This is a genomic window from Rhizobium sp. 01L410 (assembly GCF_056400165.1).
The window spans coordinates 222168-239556 of the sequence record NZ_JBFTST010000001.1 but is presented as its reverse complement, the minus strand read 5'-3'; the positions used below and the strand labels follow the sequence as shown (position 1 = coordinate 239556).

Sequence of the window (17389 nt, the reverse complement as noted above, 5' to 3'; positions counted from 1 at the left end):
ATGAAGCGATCCATCATCCCCACCATCGCGCATCGCCTGGCGATCCTCTGCTACATCGCCTTCGCGCTGTTCCCGCTCTACTGGCTGCTGAAGGTGTCGGTAACGCCGAACGATCTTCTCTATTCGGAAGGCGTGCGCATGTGGCCGTCGCGCACGACATGGGAGCATTATTCCTTTGTGCTGCAGCACAGTGCCTTCCCGACCTTCTTCAAGAACAGCCTGATCGTCTCGGGTTCGACGGCGATTACCGTGACAATCTGCGCGTCGTTGTCGGGCTATGCCCTGTCGCGCTTCAATTTCCGCGCCAAATACTGGATCGTGGCGCTGATGCTTTTGACCCAGATGTTCCCGCTCGTCATGCTGGTGGCGCCGATCTTCAAGATCCTGACACCGCTGCATCTGACCAACAGCCTGACCGGCCTCGTCATCGTCTACACCGCCTTCAACGTGCCCTTCGCCACCTTCCTGATGCAGTCCTTCTTCGACGGCATTCCGAAGGATCTCGAAGAGGCGGCGATGATCGATGGCGCTACCCAGTTCACGGCATTCCGGCAGATCATCCTGCCGCTGACGCTGCCGGGGATCGCGGCGACGCTCGGCTTCGTCTTCACCGCGGCCTGGAGCGAGTTGCTCTTCGCGCTGATGCTGATCAACGGCAACGACGCGGCGACCTTCCCGGTCGGGCTTCTCACCTTCGTCTCGAAATTCTCCGTGGATTTCGGGCAGATGATGGCGGCGGGCGTCATGGCGCTCATTCCGGCCGGCCTCTTCTTCCTGCTCATCCAACGTTATCTCGTGCAGGGCCTGACGGCCGGCGCGGTCAAGGGTTAGTCACATGGCATCGATCGATATCAAGAACGTCAAAAAAGCTTATGGCCATGTGCAGGTGCTGCACGACGTCGACCTGGAGATCAAAGACGGCGAATTCGTCGTCCTCGTCGGCCCGTCCGGCTGCGGCAAGTCCACGCTGCTGCGCATGATCGCCGGCCTGGAAGAGGTTACCGGCGGCGAGATCCGCATTGCCGGAAATCGCGTCAACGAACTGCATCCGAAGGACCGCGACATCGCCATGGTGTTCCAGTCCTACGCGCTTTATCCGCACATGAATGTCGCGGGCAACATGAGCTACAGCCTGAAGCTCCGGAAGACGGCGAAGGAAAAGATTGCTAGCGCCGTGGGTTCGGCCGCCTCCAAGCTCGGCCTCGACCCATTGCTGGAACGCCGTCCGAAGGCTCTCTCGGGCGGCCAGCGCCAGCGCGTTGCCATGGGCCGCGCCATCGTCCGCCAGCCGAAGGCCTTCCTGTTCGACGAGCCGTTGTCGAACCTCGATGCCCGCCTGCGCGAACAGATGCGCGCCGAAATCAAGAAGCTGCACGGCGATCTGAAGGCGACCTCGATCTACGTCACCCACGACCAGATCGAGGCGATGACGCTTGCGGACCGCATCGTTGCCATGCATGGCGGCGTGGTGCAGCAGGTCGGCAGCCCGCTCGAACTCTACGACCGTCCGGCCAATCTTTTCGTCGCCGGTTTCATCGGCTCGCCGGGCATGAATTTCCTTGAGGCGATCTATGAGAACGGTGGCGCAAAGCTGAAGGATGGCACGGTCGTCCCGCTGCTTTCGCCCCTGTCGCTTGCCAATGGCTCGAAGATCACCCTCGGCATCCGCCCGGAACACGTCGTCATGTCCTCAGGCGGCGCCGGCATGAGCGCCGATGTCGAACTCATCGAACCGACAGGCTTCGGTATCATCCTGCACCTGTCGCTGCACGGCCTGCCGTTTAAGGTCTTCACGCTCAACCGCGAATCGCTGACAGCCGGACCGAAGGTCAACGTGACCTTCCCGGCAGAGCATCTGCATATCTTTGACGAGGCGGGTAACCGGGCGAGCTAAAGCCGCCCGGCGAGAGGATCAGCTCCGCAGACCCGGCGCTTCCTGGCCGGTGCGCTCGACATATTCGGTATAGCCGCCGCCATACTGGTGGATGCCATCCGGCGTCAGTTCCAGCACGCGGTTGGAGAGCGCTGCCAGGAAGTGACGGTCGTGCGAGACGAAGAGCATGGTGCCTTCGTAATCGGCGAGCGCCTTGATCAGCATTTCCTTGGTGTCGAGGTCGAGGTGGTTGGTCGGCTCGTCGAGAACCAGGAGGTTCGGCGGGTCGAACAGCATCTTGGCCATGACCAGACGCGCCTTTTCGCCGCCGGACAGAACGCGGCACTTCTTCTCCACATCGTCGCCCGAGAAACCGAAGCAGCCGGCGAGCGCGCGCAGCGGCGCCTGGCCTGCGAGCGGGAAGGAATCTTCCAGCCATTCGAGAACCGTGCGCTCGCCGTCCAGAATGTCCATGGCGTGCTGCGCGAAATAGCCGAGTTTGACGCTGGCGCCGAGCGCCACGCTGCCCTGGTCCGGTTCGGTTGAGCCGGTGACCAGCTTCAGTAGCGTCGATTTTCCGGCGCCGTTGACGCCCATGATGCACCAGCGCTCCTTGCGGCGGACCATGAAGTCCAAGCCTTCATAGATGCTGCGGCTGCCGTATTTCTTATGCACGTTCTTGATGTTGATGACATCTTCGCCAGAACGCGGCGCCGGCAGGAATTCGAAGGCGACGGTCTGGCGGCGGCGCGGCGGCTCGACGCGTTCGATCTTGTCGAGCTTCTTCACGCGGCTCTGCACCTGTGCGGCATGCGAAGCGCGGGCCTTGAAGCGCTCGATGAACTTGATTTCCTTGGCAAGCATCGCCTGCTGGCGTTCGAACTGCGCCAACTGCTGCTTTTCGTTCTGCGCCCGCTGGTTCTCATAGAAACCGTAGTCGCCGGAATAGGTGTTCAGCGAACCGGCATCGATCTCGATGATCTTGGTGACGATGCGGTTGAGGAATTCGCGGTCGTGCGAGGTCATCAGCAGCGCGCCGTCGTAATTCTTCAGAAAGGCCTCGAGCCAGATCAGGCTTTCGAGATCGAGATGGTTCGATGGTTCGTCGAGCAGCATCACGTCGGGGCGCATCAGGAGGATGCGGCCGAGCGCCACGCGCATCTTCCAGCCGCCCGAAAGCGCGCCGACATCGCCGTCCATCATTTCCTGGGTGAAGCTCAGGCCATCGAGCACTTCGCGGGCACGGCCCTCCAGCGCGTAGCCGTCGAGTTCCTCGTAGCGGGCCTGCACTTCGCCATAGCGCTCGATGATGGCGTCCATCTCGTCCATGCGGTCGGGGTCGGACATCGCCGCCTCGAGATCGCGCAACTCGGCGGCGACTTCGCTGACCGGGCCGGCACCTTCCATGACTTCGGCCACGGCGCTGCGGCCTGACATCTCGCCGACATCCTGGTTGAAATAACCAACGGTCATGCCCTTTTCGACAGAGATCTGCCCTTCGTCGGGGATTTCCTCGCCGGTGATCATACGAAACAGCGTCGTCTTGCCGGCGCCGTTCGGGCCGACGAGACCGATCTTCTCGCCCTTGTTCAGGGCGGCTGACGCCTCGATGTAGAGAATACGGTGGCTGTTCTGCTTGCTGATATTTTCGATGCGGATCATGGAGGAGCGGGTACCTGAAAAGTTGTTGCGGCGCGCTTATCATGCGCCGCAGCATTTGTCGCGATTTTCCTTCCGTCGGGGTCTCAGAAGACCTGGCGGAGGATGACGAAGAGCACGAAGGCGATGGCGATCGAGGCGGGCAGGGTGAGCACCCAGGCCATCAGCATGTTGCGTACGGTCGACCACTGAAGGCCCGAGCCGTTCGCCGCCATGGTTCCGGCAACGCCCGACGACAGCACATGCGTCGTCGAGACGGGCAGACCGAAATGATCGGCGGCGCCGATCGTCACCATGGCCACGACTTCGGCGGCCGCACCCTGTCCATAGGTCAGGTGCGTCTTGCCGATCTTCTCGCCGACGGTGACGACGATGCGCTTCCAGCCGACCATGGTGCCGAGCCCGAGCGCGATGGCAACGGCGATCTTCACCCAGAGTGGGATGAACTTCGTCGCGTTGTCGACCGCCTTGTGATAGCCGGTCACTGCCTGCAGGTCAGCGTCATCCATCGGCAGCAGCTTCTGCTTGTCGATCAGCTTCAGCGCTTCACCGATCAGATAGATGTCGTTGCGTACGTTGCCGACGAGATTGGTCGGCACCGCTTCCAGCGTCGGGAAGGCGGCGACTTCGGCACTCGTCTGGTGGATATATTGCTGCAGGGCAGGCGTTGTCGTATCCGTCCAGGTCTTGGTCTTCACCGCATTGCTGACTTCTGCCTTGTAGTCGGTGACGGTGACGCCGGGCTTCACATATTTGCCGAGTGCCGTTCCACCTGTGCGGAGGCCTGCTTGTAGGCTTCCAGGTAGTTGACATCGGGCGTGCGGTTCAGCGCGAAGGCCGTCGGCACGAGGCCGATCAGGATCAGCATGATGAGACCCATGCCCTTCTGGCCATCGTTCGATCCGTGCGCGAAGCTGACGCCGGTGCAGGTGAAGATCAGGATGGCGCGGATCCAGAGCGGCGGTGGCTGGTTGCCCTTCGGTTCCTCATAAAGCTCTTTCTTGCGAACGAGAAATTTCATGATGACGAGCAGGATCGCCGAGAGGCCGAAGCCGATCAGCGGCGAGATCAGCAGCGAGAGGCCGATATTGGTCGCCTGCGACCAGTCGACACCGCTGGTGGCGCTGCCTGCCGGGGCCAGGAACTGGTTGGCAAGGCCGACGCCGATGATCGAGCCGACCAGCGTGTGCGAACTCGACGACGGCGGACCGAGATACCAGGTGCCGAGGTTCCAGACGATGGCGGCGATGAGCAGGGCGAAGACCATTGCCAGACCGGAGCCGGAGCCGACCTGCAGTATCAGTTCCACTGGGAGCAGCGCCAGAATCCCGAAGGCGACGGCGCCCGACGATGTCAGAACGCCGAGGAAATTGAAGAAGCCGGACCAGATGACCGCCAGTTCGGCGGGCATGGAGCGGGTGTAGATCACGGTCGCCACGGCGTTTGCCGTATCGTGAAAGCCGTTGACGAACTCAAAGCCGAGCGCGATCAGCAGGGCCAGTCCGAGGAGTATCCACGGAACGGCGGCGGCGGCTTCCGTCAGGTCGCGGCCGAGCGCATAGGCCACGTATCCGAGGCCGACGAGAAGAATGAGCAGAAAGACCGGTATGAACCATTTGCCCGCACTCGACGAGTGCAGCGGATGGCTACCGGACTGAGGCATTGGGTGATCGGGGGCGATATCAGCCATGTCCTTGTCCTTTCATGGAAAAGCATCCAAAACTACGTCCCGCCCATGAACCTTGCGTGACACAACTTTTCGGTAATGCGGCCCTGCGTTCTCGCGCATCTGCAATTGTCACATTACTGTCGTCAAACCCTGTTGATGTGGCGCCGATCAAAGGGACAGGACCATGACTCAGGAAGAAATCGACCAGCTCCGCCGCATCAAGGACGAGATCGCAGACAGTTTCGATGAGGAACTGGAAATGCAGATGGAGGAGGACCGTCTCGACGATCTCGTCGCCGAGAACCTTCCAGGCGGCATCGAGGACGTACTGGAGCGGAAAACCTATTTCCGCGAGCTTTTCCGCCTTCAGCATGAGCTGGTGAAGCTGCAGGACTGGGTGCAACACAAGAAGCTGAAAGTCGTCGTGCTGTTCGAAGGCCGCGATTCCGCCGGCAAGGGCGGGGCGATCAAGCGCGTCACGCAGCGCCTCAATCCGCGCGTCTGCCGCGTCGTCGCCCTTCCGGCGCCGACCGAGCGCGAGCGGAATCAGTGGTATTTCCAGCGCTACACGCCGCACCTTCCTTCAGCTGGCGAAATGGTTCTGTTCGACCGCAGCTGGTACAACCGCGCCGGCGTCGAGCGCGTGATGGGTTTCTGCACCAAGGACGAGCTCGAAGAATTCTTCCGCTCGGTACCGGAATTTGAGCGCATGCTTGTTCGTTCCGGCATCATCCTCGTCAAATACTGGTTCTCGATCACCGACGAGGAGCAGGAATTCCGTTTCCGCATGCGTATCCAGGATCCGCTGAAGCAGTGGAAGCTGTCGCCGATGGATCTTGAAAGCCGCGTGCACTGGGAAGAATACACCAAGGCCAAGGAAGAGATGCTCGACCGGACCCATATTCCGGAAGCACCATGGTGGGTGGTCCAGGCCGTCGACAAGAAGCGCGCGCGCCTCAACATGATCGCCCATCTTCTGCAGCATATCCCCTACGCGGATGTGCCGAAGGACAATATCGTCCTGCCGCCGCGCGTGCGCCACGACGACTATTCGCGCATACCGGTTCCGCCTGAGATGTACGTGCCGGAAATCTACTGAATGTGCCTGCGCGGGCGGTCGCACCGCCCGCAGCCGTCATCCTCGGCGCTGTGCCGAGGATCTAACGATACCCTACGTCGCGGTTGCAGATGCTCGGGACAAGCCCGAGCCTGACGAAGTGACGGTCAGCCCTTCCTGAACAGCTTCCAGCGCGTCGGCCGGAAGGCGATATGCTTGCTGTCGAGGACTTCGGTCTGTGATGGCGGAACTTCCAGCTCGATATGCTGGTGCCCCCTGCCGATATCGATTTCGATATGCCTTGTTCCCGCAACGCGGCGGCTGGAGGCGAGCGTGCCGGGGATGCCGCCACGGTTTGCATCCAGCAATTCGATATCGTGCGGGCGGAAATAGAGCTGCGCCTCGCCGTCCGGCTCGCCATCGGCCTTCAGACCGAGCGTCCGGCCCTCGAACAGGATGTCGCCGCCGACGATCTTGACGTTCAAACAGTTCGACTGGCCGACGAAACCGAAGACGAAGGGTGAGTTCGGACGATCGTAGACTTCGTCCGGCGTGCCGACCTGTTCGATCGCACCCTGGCTCATGACGACGACGCGGTCTGCCAGCTCCATTGCTTCGTCCTGGTCGTGGGTGACGAAGACCGTGGTGTGGCCGGTGCGGTCGTGGATTTCGCGCAGCCATTTGCGCAGGTCCTTGCGCACCTGGGCGTCGAGCGCGCCGAAAGGCTCGTCGAGCAAAAGCACGTTCGGTTCGACCGCCATGGCGCGTGCGAGCGCCACGCGCTGACGCTGGCCACCGGAAAGCTGAGCGGGATAGCGCTTTTCGAGGCCTGAGAGCTGGACGAGATCCAGCAATTCGAGCGCCCGCTTGCGGATTTCGGCCTTCGGCGGACGGCGGGCGCCGTCACGCACCTTGAGGCCGAAGGCGACGTTGTCGAGCACCGTCATGTGGCGGAACAAGGCATAGTGCTGGAACACGAAACCGATATTTCGTTCCTGCACCGTCTTCTTCGAAGCATCCTCGTCGCCGAAGAAAACCTTGCCCTCGGTCGGGCTTTCGAGGCCGGCGATCAGGCGAAGGAGTGTCGTCTTGCCGGAACCGGAAGGGCCGAGCAGCGCGATCAGCTCGCCCGAGCGGATATCGAGCGAAACGTCGTGCAGGGCCGGAAACCGGTCGAATTCCTTGCGTATGTTTTGAACGCGTACTTCCATTCTCAATCCTTCAGTGCCGCCGGCTGGCGGCGATTTCCGCGCTGTATCGCATTTCGAGCAGCGTTTTCAAAACAAGGGTCACGAGGGCAAGCAGGGCAAGCAGTGTCGCGACGGCAAAGGCGCCGGTAAAATTATACTCGTTGTAGAGGATTTCCACCTGCAGCGGCATCGTGTTGGTCTGGCCGCGGATATGGCCGGAGACAACGGAGACGGCGCCGAACTCACCCATGGCGCGAGCGTTGCAGAGCAGCACGCCGTAGAGCAGGCCCCACTTGATGTTCGGCAACGTCACGTACCAGAAGGTCTGCCAGCCGCTGGCACCGAGCGACAGTGCTGCTTCTTCATCGGCCGTTCCCTGTTCCTGCATCAGCGGGATCAGTTCGCGGGCGACGAAGGGGAAGGTCACGAACATCGTGGCCAGGATAAGCCCCGGCACGGCGAACAGGATCTTGATGCTATGCGCATCGAGCCATTTCCCGAGATAGGTATTGGCGCCGAACAGGAGTACGAAGACGAGACCCGAGATAACGGGCGACACCGAGAAGGGCAGGTCGATCAGCGTCGTCAGAAACGCCTTGCCCTTGAACTCGAACTTGGCGATCGCCCAGGCCGCGGCGACGCCGAAGACAACGTTCAGCGGCACGCTGATGCCTGCGACGATCAGGGTCAGCCGGATCGCTGAGAAGGTTTCTGCATCCTGCAGCGCCTGGAAGAACGGCGGAACGCCCTTGCGGAAGGCTTCGACGAAGACGGCGGCCAGCGGCAGAAACAGGATCAGCAGCAGGAAGACCAGCGACAACAGGATCAGCGCCCAGCGCGCCAGCCTGCTTTCCGTCACGACGGAAGCAACCTTCGGAGAGGCGGAGACAGTATCAAGCGCCATGTCCGTACCTCCGTCTGCGCCAGCTCTGAATGAGATTGATGACCAGCAGCATGATGAACGAGATGATGAGCATGAGGGCCGCAATGCCGGTGGCGGCGGCGTAATTATACTCTTCGAGCTTGATGACGATCAGCAGCGGCGCGATCTCCGATTTGAACGGCAGGTTGCCGGCAATGAAGATGACCGATCCGTATTCGCCGACCCCGCGGGCGAAGGCGAGTGCAAAGCCCGTCAGCACGGCGGGCGCAAGGCCAGGCAGCAGCACGCGGGTGATCGTCTGGAAGCGGTTGGCGCCGAGCGTCGCCGCGGCCTCCTCCACTTCCTTGTCGATCTCTTCCATCACGGGCTGAACCGTGCGAACCACGAAAGGCAGGCCCACGAAGATGAGGGCGACGACGATACCGGCCGGGGTGAAGGCGATCTTGATGCCGAGCGGCGCCAGAAACTGGCCGACCCAGCCGTTCGGCGCGTAGAGCGTCGTCAGCGCGATACCGGCGACGGCCGTCGGCAGTGCGAAGGGGAGATCGACCATGGCGTCGATGATGCGCTTGCCGGGGAAGCGGTAGCGGACCAGCACCCAGGCGAGGATGACACCGAAGACGGCATTAATGCAGGCGGCAATGAAGGCGCCGCCGAAGCTGATGCGCAGGGCATTCACAGTGCGCGGATCGAGCGCAATCGACAGGAACTTCTCCCAGCCGAGTTCGCTCGAACGCCATGCGAGCCCCGACAAGGGGATCAGGATCAGAAGGGTGAGCCAGGTCAAGGTTAAGCCGAGCGCCAATCCGAAACCCGGAATGACACTCGGCCGCTTCAACCGCCACCGTGAGGGGCTATGTGCGTTCATGAACTCTATTATTGGGCCGGCTTGTAGATCTGGTCAAATACCCCGCCGTCGCCGAAGAATTTCGGCTGGGCTTCCTTCCATCCACCGAAATCATCGATGGTGGCAAGCGTCAACTTCGGGAAGCGGGCGATATCTGCCGGATCGGCAGCTTCAGGCTTGATCGGGCGGTAGAAGTGCTTGGCAGCGATCTTCTGGCCTTCGTCCGAATAGAGGTAGTTCAGATAGGCTTCGGCAACCTTGCGGGTGCCCTTCTTGTCGACATTGCCGTCGACGATCGCAACCGGCGGATCGGCACGGATGGAGAAGGCCGGGGTCACGATTTCGAACTGGTCAGGACCGAGCTCTTCTAGCGAGAGATAGGCTTCGTTTTCCCAGGCGAGCAGAACGTCGCCGAGACCGCGCTGGACGAAGGTGGTGGTCGCGCCGCGTGCGCCGGTATCGAGAACCGGTACATGCTGCAGAAGCTTGGTCACATAGTCCTGTGCCTTGGCTTCGTCGCCGCCATTTGCCTGCTTGGCCCATGCCCAGGCTGCCAGGAAGTTCCAGCGGGCGCCGCCGGAGGTCTTCGGGTTCGGGGTGATGACCTGGACGTCGTCCTTGACGAGATCGGCCCAGTCCTTGATGCCCTTCGGGTTGCCCTTGCGGACCAGGAAGACGATCGTCGAGGTGTAGGGGGTGGAGTTGTTCGGGAACTTGGTTTTCCAGTCGGTCGGGATCTTGCCGGTCGCCTTGGCGATCGCGTCGATGTCGCCTTCAAGCGCCAGCGTCACAACGTCGGCTTCGAGGCCGTCGATAACCGAGCGGGCCTGTGCGCCGGAGCCGCCATGGGAGGCCTGGATCGTGACCGCTTCACCGGTATCCTTCTGCCACTTGGCAGCGAAGGCGGCATTGAAGTCCTTATACAATTCGCGCGTCGGGTCGTAGGACACGTTGAGAAGCTGCTGATCGGCAAAAGCCGGAGCAACGGCGCCGATGGCAACGCTACCGGCGAAGACCGCGGCGGCGAGAAGCCTTGTGATCCGAGTTGACTGCATGAAAAACCTCCTTCGTTTCTGCCGTAAACTCTATCAACTTAGTCGTATAATGAAACGAAAGTTCTTCCGGTTGGAACGTCGCTTTCTGGAATGTCATTTCATTTGCAAGAGGTTTCTGAAACGGACTTACCGGACAAGCCTTTGAACCTCTGCCAATTCAATTGCAGAATAGATCGCAGGGATGGTAGTTCAAGGCCTGTCAGCTCCGGGAGTCGGCGATGAAATCGGAATAGAGCTCGTCGGCGCTTCGCGCCTTCCGCATCGATGCCAGCACCCCTTCGGACTGCAGGCGCCGGGCGATCGCCGCCAGCACGTTCAGATATTCGCCGCGATTGTTCTCGCCGAAAAGCAGCATGAAGGCGATATCGGTGGGCACATCGTCGATCGCTTCGAAATCGAGCGGTTGGGCGAAGCGGACCAGAAGGCCACGGGGGCTGGTCATGCCGGGGATAGATGCGTGCGGAACGGCGATACCGTTGCCGATGCCTGTCGAACCCAGGTTTTCGCGGGTTTCGAGCGCCCTGATGATCGCCTGCTCCTCGACGCCGAAAGCCTTTCCGGCCTTTTCCGCCATATTCTGGAGCGCGCGCCATTTCGTCGAGACCGAAACGCCGATGAAGGTGTGTTCCGGCAAGATGATGTCTGCAAGATTCATGTGATTTCCATTTGTCTTCGAAGAAGGCCTGCGGCCGCTCAGTCGGGCTCGCGAAGACGGTAACCGACCCCGGTCTCCGTGGTTATATAGTGCGGCTGATCGGGAACCTGCTCGACCTTTTGACGCAGCTGCCGGACATAGACCCTGAGATACTGCACATCGGCTGCCGGTCCCCAGACCTGCTTCAGCAGAAACTGGTGGGTGAGCACCTTTCCCGCATGCTGCGCAAGCACGCGCAGGATGTCATATTCCTTCGGCGACAGCTTGATCTCCCTGCCGTCAACCTTGACGATCCGCTTGACGATGTCGATCGACAGGCCGCCGGTCTGGAAGATCGCCTTCTCGCCCTGCTGCTGCAGGCGATGGCGGAGTGCGACGCGGATGCGGGCGCCGAGTTCGGCGATGCCGAACGGCTTGGTGACATAGTCGTCGGCGCCGGTTTCCAGCGCCTTGACGATACCGGCCTCGTCGGTGCGGCTGGAGAGGATCACGACAGGCATGGTCAGCCCGTCGTCCCGCCACTCCTGCAGCAGATCATGCCCCGGCGTGTCTGGGAGGCCGAGATCGAGAACGACGAGATCGGGGAGGTCATCGACCACCGATTGCCGGGCGGCCAGCGCATTGGCTGCCTCGTGGACTTCGTAGCCCTGGGCTGTCAGTCCGACGCGCAGCAGCTTGCGGATAGGGGGCTCGTCATCGACGACGAGGATCTTGACGGGCGAACCGCTCATTTGAGTTCATCCAGTTTGAGAGTGTCATTGGGTCTGGGAAGCCGGATGGTGAAGACCGCGCCTGGGCGATCCTTCCGGTTTTCTGCCGTGATGGTGCCGCCCATGGCCTCGATGAAGCCGCGGCAGATGGAAAGCCCGAGCCCGGTGCCGGCGCGAACCTGATCGCCCTTGCGGACACGGTAGAAGGTGTCGAAGATGCGATCGAGATCGCCTTCGGGAATGCCTGGGCCTTCATCGGAGACCTCAAGCGCAACGCTGAAGGCATCGGAGAAGCCGCGGATGCGGATGGTCGATGCTTCGGGCGCGTATTTGGCGGCATTGTCGAGCAGGTTGAACAGCACCTGCTCGAAAAGCACCGGATCGACCTTCACCATCGGCAGGTCTTCCGGAATGTTCATTTCCGTCCTGTGCCGGTCGAGGATCTTGGCGGCGCGGCGCAGTGCGCTTCCGGCAATGTCGCCCGCATAATGCAGCGCATAGTTCGGCTCCATGGCGCCGGATTCGATCTTCGTCATGTCGAGCAGGTTGGCGATGAAGCGGTTGAGACGCTCGGATTCATCGACGACGGTCGACAGGAGATCGTTGCGATCCTCCTCGGTCATCGAGCTCAGATAGTCGCGGAGCGTTCCCGCCGCACCAAGGATCGCCGCAAGCGGGGTCTTCAAGTCATGCGAGATCGAGGTGAGCAGTGCCGAGCGCAGGCGATCGGCTTCTGCCGCCAGCTTGGCGCGGTCGACATCGGCGACGAGCTGGACGCGTTCGATCGCAAGGGCTGCCTGATCCGCCAGCGCATCGAGCAATCGCTGCTGCTCCGGCGTCAGCAACGGTCCGTCGCGCCGGTCGCTATCGAGGCCGATGACGCCGACGGCGGTGCGACCGGTGCGCAGCGGCACATAGAGGCGCTTGGCGCCGGGCAGCGTATCGGCTCCGCGGCCGGCGGCATGATTGTGCTCCCAGGCCCAGCGGGCGGCGGCGATATCGGCGTCATCGAGCGTATCGTCAGGCGGATAACCGGCCTTGACGGCAATGCCGCCATCTTCCGGCAGCAGCAGCACGACGCGGACCTTCAGCATCGAGGCGATCTGGAAGGCTGTCGCCCAGAGCACGTCATCCAGCGTACCTGTTCCGGCGAGCTTCTTCGAGAAGAGGTAGAGATCTTCCGTCGTCCTGGCGCGCTGCCTTGCGGCCGCGGCCTGCCTCTGCACGGTTGCCGTCAGGTTGGAGGCGATGATTGCCACGCCGAGGAAGAAGAACAGCGCTAGCACGCTCTCAGGATCGCTGATCGTCAGCGTGTAACGCGGCGGCAGGAAGAAGAAGTTGAAGGTCAGCGCGCTGATGATGCAGGTATAGAGCGCCGGGCGCAGGCCGTGGATGACGGCCGAGGTCAGCACCGCCATCAGAAACACCAGTGCCAGATTGCGGACATCGAGCACCTGATCGAGCACGATGCCGGCGGCGAGCGCCACAACCACATAGCCCGTCGCCAGAATATAGGCGCGGATATCGAAGGCGGTCGCGGCGGAGGCCGCTTTCACACCGCTCTTGGCCGCCGTGTCCTTCTCGCTTCCGGAGATGACGTGGACGCTGATATCGCCCGCCCGGCGGATCAATTGGTCGGTCGCCGAAGGCTGCAGCCATTCCCGCCATGTCGGCTTCTTCGGTGAGCCGATGACAATATGGGTGACGTTGTTGGCGCCCGCATGGCGCAGCAGTTCTTCCGAGACCTCGCGGCCCGGCAGCGTCAGTGCCTCGCCGCCGAGCTGTTCGGCCAGCCGCAGCGTCGCAGCAATCGTGTCGCGCTCGCCTTCCGTCAGATTGATCGAACGATTGGTCTCGATATAGACGGCCGACCAGGGTGCGCGAAGCCGTGCTGCCATCCGCGAGGCGTAGCGGACCAGTGAGGCCGAGCGCGCATGGTGATCGACGGAAACCAGCACGCGCTCGCCTGCCGCCCAGGGGCCGGAAATGGCGTGCGCCTGCATATGGGTCAGCAGCTGGTCGTCGACGCGTTGCGCAGTCTTGCGCAGCGCCAGTTCGCGCAGTGCGGTCAGATTGCCGGGCGTGAAATAGTTGGTCAGCGCCCGCTCGGCCGTGCGCGCCACATAGACCTTGCCGTCATGCAGCCGCTTGATCAGGTCGTCGGGCGTCAGGTCGATGATCTCGATGTCGTCGGCAACGTCGATGACCGAGTCCGGCACCGTCTCGCGCACCCGGATACGGGTGATCTGCGAGACGACATCATTGAGGCTTTCGACATGCTGGATGTTGAGCGTCGTATAGACATCGATGCCGCGATCGAGCAGTTCCCGGACGTCGAGATAGCGCTTCGGATGGCGGCTGCCCTGGGCATTGGTATGGGCAAGCTCATCGACCAGCACCAGATCGGGCCTGCGGGCGAGGATTCCGTCGAGGTCCATTTCGTCGAGCGAGTGGCCTTTGTAGGCGACTGCGACACGCGGGATGATCTCGAAACCGGCCAGCAGCGCCTCGGTTTCCTTGCGCCCATGAGTCTCGACGACACCGATCACCACGTCCAGCCCATCGGCAATCTTGGCGCGGCCGGACACCAGCATCTCGTAGGTCTTGCCGACGCCGGGCGCCGCACCGAGAAAGATCTTCAGACGGCCGCGTGTTTCGGCCCGCGCTTTTTCGAGAAGCGCGTCGGGCGAAGGCCTGCCGGCCTGTTCGCGGTTGTCGTCTGGCATTCGGCTTCGTCTTTCTACGGACTGGTATCAGGGTTTGCACGAACCTAACGATCCCTCATCCCTGTGCTTGTCACAGGGATCCAGCGGCGTCGCGTCTGCGATGCCGGAAGACTCTTTCACGCGAAGGACTTCGCGTGGCTGGATTCCTGTGACAAGCACAGGAATGAGGGAGAGTATCGAAAGTTCAACTCACTGAGTCATAGAGGCATCGAGTCTCTGGTTCAACGCAAGCACATTGACCACAGGCTCACCCAGGAACCCAAGCTCACGCGCTTCGACGGCGGCATCGACCAGCGCCTTGACCTTCGCCTCGTCGAGGCCGCGGGCCTTGGCGACGCGGGCGACCTGGAAGTAGGCGGCATCGGGGGTGATGTGGGGATCAAGCCCGCTGCCCGAGGCGGTGACGAGGTCGATCGGTACGTCGGCGCCAGGGTTGGTGGCCTTGGCGGCCTCGTAGTCGGTCTTTACGCGGTCGATCAGCTTCTGGCTGGTGGGGCCGAGGTTCGAGCCTGAGGATGAGGCGGCGTTGTAGCCGTCGCCCGCGGCCGACGGGCGGCCGTGGAAATACTTGTCGCTGGTGAAGGCCTGGCCGATCAGCGTCGAGCCGATGACGGTTCCGTCCTTCTCGATCAGGCTGCCGTTCGCCTGCTTGGGGAAGAGGGCCTGGGCCGCACCGGTCATCGCGATGGGGTAGAGCAGGCCGGTGATGGCGGTGGTGGCAACGATCATGACGATTGCCGGACGAAATTCTTTCAACATTGCATGTGCTCCTTAGGCGAGACCGAGGGCCGTGATGGCCATATCGATCGCCTTGATGCCGATGAACGGGACGACGATGCCGCCGAGGCCGTAGATGACGAGGTTGCGGGACAGCAGCGCACCGGCGCCGATGGCGCGGTACTTCACGCCCTTCAGCGACAGCGGGATCAGTGCCACGATGATCAGCGCATTGAAGATGATCGCCGAGAGGATGGCGCTCTGCGGCGTGGCGAGGCCCATGATATTGAGCACGCCGAGCTGCGGGTAGAATGTCAGGAACATCGCCGGGATGATGGCGAAATACTTGGCGATGTCGTTGGCGATCGAGAAGGTCGTCAACGCGCCGCGGGTCATCAGCAGCTGCTTGCCGATCTCGACGATCTCGATCAGCTTCGTCGGGTCGCTGTCGAGATCGACCATGTTGCCGGCTTCGCGGGCGGCTACGGTGCCGGTGTTCATGGCGACGCCGACATCGGCCTGGGCAAGTGCCGGGGCGTCGTTGGTGCCGTCACCGCACATGGCGACGAGCTTGCCCTTGGCCTGTTCCTCGCGGATCAGCGACAGCTTGTTCTCAGGCGTCGCCTGGGCAAGGAAGTCATCGACCCCGGCTTCGGCGGCGATTGCGGCTGCGGTCATCGGGTTGTCGCCGGTGATCATCACGGTGCGGATGCCCATGCGGCGCAGCTCGGAGAAGCGCTCGCGGATGCCGCCCTTGACGATGTCCTTCAGCTGGATGACGCCGAGCAGCTTGCCGTCGCGGGCAACTGCGAGCGGCGTGCCGCCGGCCTTGGCGATCTCGTCGGCAATTGCCTGGAGTTCGCGCACGACATCGGTCTCAGGACGCAGAGCGATCGCCGCATTGCCGTTCGACGGCGCGTTGTTGGCGCCGACATAGGTCAGCACGGCTTCGACCGCACCCTTGCGGATCGACGAGCCGCCGATATCGACACCGCTCATGCGGGTCTGGGCGGTGAAGGGAACGAAGGTCGCCTGCAGGCTGGCCATGTCGCGGCCGCGGATCGCATATTTCTCCTTGGCGAGCACGACGATCGAGCGTCCCTCGGGTGTTTCGTCAGCAAGCGACGCGAGCTGGGCCGCATCGGCCAGTTCCTGTTCGGTGACGCCGCGGACCGGGCGGAAGCTCGTGGCCTGACGGTTGCCGAGCGTGATCGTGCCGGTCTTGTCGAGCAGCAGCGTATCGACGTCGCCGGCGGCTTCGACGGCGCGGCCGGACATGGCAAGCACGTTGAAGCGGACGAGACGGTCCATGCCGGCAATGCCGATGGCAGAAAGCAGGGCGCCGATCGTTGTCGGGATCAGCGTCACGAAGAGCGCAACCAGCGTGATGATCGGGATCGAGCCACCGGCATAGGCGGCAAAGCTCGGGATCGTCGCGGTGGCGAGCACGAAGATCAGCGTCATGCCTGCGAGCAGGATATTGAGCGCGATTTCGTTCGGTGTCTTCTGGCGCTCCGCGCCTTCGACGAGCGAGATCATCCGGTCCAGGAAGGTCGAGCCGGCGGCGGCTGTGATGCGGACGCGGATGACGTCCGACAGAACCTGCGTGCCGCCTGTGACTGCCGAGCGGTCGCCGCCGGATTCACGGATGACAGGGGCGGATTCACCGGTGATCGCTGCCTCGTTGACCGAGGCGACGCCCTCGACGACTTCGCCGTCGGACGGGATGATGTCGCCGGCCTCGACCAGAACGAGATCGCCGACCTTGAGGCTCGTGCCCGGCACCATGCGGTAGCCGGAGCCGTTATTGGCGGTCAGAAGCTTGGCCTGCGTTTCGGTGCGCGCCTTGCGCAGTGAATCCGCCTGTGCCTTGCCGCGGCCTTCGGCAACGGCTTCGGCGAAATTGGCGAAGAGTACCGTGAACCAGAGCCAGAGATTGATCTGGAACGAGAAGCCGAGATTGCCGCCGCCGGTGGCGATATCGCGGACGAAAAGGATGGTGGTCAGCGCCGAGACAGTTGCCACAACGAACATGACCGGATTGCGGGCCAGCGTGCGCGGGTTGAGCTTTTTGAAAGCGGCGCCGACAGCCGGAATGAGGATGCGACTATCCAGGATACTCGCGGATTTTGCCTGGCTCATAAGAGACTCCAGCTTGAAAGAGTGAGGCGGAACCGGCCGGGCCGGTCAGCCGTGAAAAAGTCTGAGAACGGCGGCCGCGACGAGCAGGCCAGCCAGCATCAGCAGGATTGCGTCGGTCCCGCGCAGGCCGGGCCTTGCCCCACGCCCCGGCGAACCGTGGCGTGGGTGGATCGATTTGCGGAATGCGTGACGGATGATCATCGGCG

General features: G+C 62.3%; 14 protein-coding genes and 1 pseudogene. 3 read left to right on the top strand and 12 right to left on the bottom strand.

Annotation, left to right across the window (positions count from 1 at the left end; all coding sequences use genetic code 11):
• Together AC1DV9_RS01085 and AC1DV9_RS01080 are read left to right on the top strand one after the other, a co-directional pair.
• Complete coding sequence (locus tag AC1DV9_RS01085) at window positions 1–831, top strand: carbohydrate ABC transporter permease (protein WP_112596882.1); 831 nt, start codon at window positions 1–3, stop codon at window positions 829–831.
• 4 nt (window positions 832–835) lie between these two features.
• On the top strand, window positions 836–1894 hold the full coding sequence (locus tag AC1DV9_RS01080; protein ID WP_112514713.1) for a sn-glycerol-3-phosphate ABC transporter ATP-binding protein UgpC: 1059 nt from the start codon (window positions 836–838) through the stop codon (window positions 1892–1894).
• Window positions 1895–1912: 18 nt separating this feature from the next.
• On the opposite strand, the gene AC1DV9_RS01075 is transcribed toward AC1DV9_RS01080, so the two are convergent.
• Together AC1DV9_RS01075 and AC1DV9_RS01070 are read right to left on the bottom strand one after the other, a co-directional pair.
• Window positions 1913–3535: an ABC-F family ATP-binding cassette domain-containing protein gene (locus AC1DV9_RS01075; protein WP_477945659.1), complete on the bottom strand. Its 1623-nt coding sequence runs from the start codon at window positions 3533–3535 to the stop codon at window positions 1913–1915.
• An 83-nt stretch (window positions 3536–3618) separates the two neighbouring features.
• A pseudogene (locus tag AC1DV9_RS01070) lies at window positions 3619–5222 on the bottom strand (inorganic phosphate transporter).
• A 163-nt stretch (window positions 5223–5385) separates the two neighbouring features.
• Here AC1DV9_RS01070 and ppk2 point away from each other — a divergent pair.
• The gene (gene ppk2, locus AC1DV9_RS01065; protein WP_112388496.1) at window positions 5386–6300 is read left to right on the top strand and encodes a polyphosphate kinase 2; all 915 of its coding nucleotides are present in this window, start codon (window positions 5386–5388) and stop codon (window positions 6298–6300) included.
• 125 nt (window positions 6301–6425) lie between these two features.
• On the opposite strand, the gene AC1DV9_RS01060 is transcribed toward ppk2, so the two are convergent.
• From AC1DV9_RS01060 to AC1DV9_RS01015, 10 genes are all read right to left on the bottom strand, one after another.
• Window positions 6426–7469 (bottom strand): sulfate/molybdate ABC transporter ATP-binding protein, encoded by a 1044-nt coding sequence (locus AC1DV9_RS01060; protein WP_477945657.1) that lies wholly within the window; start codon window positions 7467–7469, stop codon window positions 6426–6428.
• A gap of 10 nt (window positions 7470–7479) precedes the next feature.
• Entirely contained in the window at window positions 7480–8352 is an 873-nt protein-coding gene (gene cysW, locus AC1DV9_RS01055; protein ID WP_112388494.1) for a sulfate ABC transporter permease subunit CysW, read from the bottom strand.
• Window positions 8342–9199, bottom strand: a complete 858-nt coding sequence (gene cysT, locus AC1DV9_RS01050) for a sulfate ABC transporter permease subunit CysT (protein WP_112514721.1) — start codon at window positions 9197–9199, stop codon at window positions 8342–8344. The genes cysW and cysT overlap by 11 nt, the downstream gene beginning before the upstream one ends.
• 8 nt (window positions 9200–9207) lie before the next feature.
• Window positions 9208–10233 (bottom strand): sulfate ABC transporter substrate-binding protein, encoded by a 1026-nt coding sequence (locus AC1DV9_RS01045; RefSeq protein WP_112388492.1) that lies wholly within the window; start codon window positions 10231–10233, stop codon window positions 9208–9210.
• Between the two features lie 199 nt (window positions 10234–10432).
• On the bottom strand, window positions 10433–10888 hold the full coding sequence (locus AC1DV9_RS01040) for a PTS sugar transporter subunit IIA (RefSeq protein WP_112388491.1): 456 nt from the start codon (window positions 10886–10888) through the stop codon (window positions 10433–10435).
• 38 nt (window positions 10889–10926) lie between these two features.
• Window positions 10927–11619: a response regulator transcription factor gene (locus tag AC1DV9_RS01035; RefSeq protein ID WP_112388490.1), complete on the bottom strand. Its 693-nt coding sequence runs from the start codon at window positions 11617–11619 to the stop codon at window positions 10927–10929.
• The gene (locus tag AC1DV9_RS01030; RefSeq protein ID WP_477945655.1) at window positions 11616–14324 is read right to left on the bottom strand and encodes a DUF4118 domain-containing protein; all 2709 of its coding nucleotides are present in this window, start codon (window positions 14322–14324) and stop codon (window positions 11616–11618) included. The genes AC1DV9_RS01035 and AC1DV9_RS01030 overlap by 4 nt, the downstream gene beginning before the upstream one ends.
• 189 nt (window positions 14325–14513) lie before the next feature.
• Complete coding sequence (gene kdpC, locus AC1DV9_RS01025) at window positions 14514–15083, bottom strand: potassium-transporting ATPase subunit KdpC (protein ID WP_477945653.1); 570 nt, start codon at window positions 15081–15083, stop codon at window positions 14514–14516.
• Window positions 15084–15095: 12 nt separating this feature from the next.
• Entirely contained in the window at window positions 15096–17183 is a 2088-nt protein-coding gene (kdpB, locus tag AC1DV9_RS01020) for a potassium-transporting ATPase subunit KdpB (protein WP_477945651.1), read from the bottom strand.
• A gap of 45 nt (window positions 17184–17228) precedes the next feature.
• Complete coding sequence (locus AC1DV9_RS01015; RefSeq protein ID WP_310291017.1) at window positions 17229–17384, bottom strand: hypothetical protein; 156 nt, start codon at window positions 17382–17384, stop codon at window positions 17229–17231.
• Window positions 17385–17389: the final 5 nt, after the last annotated feature.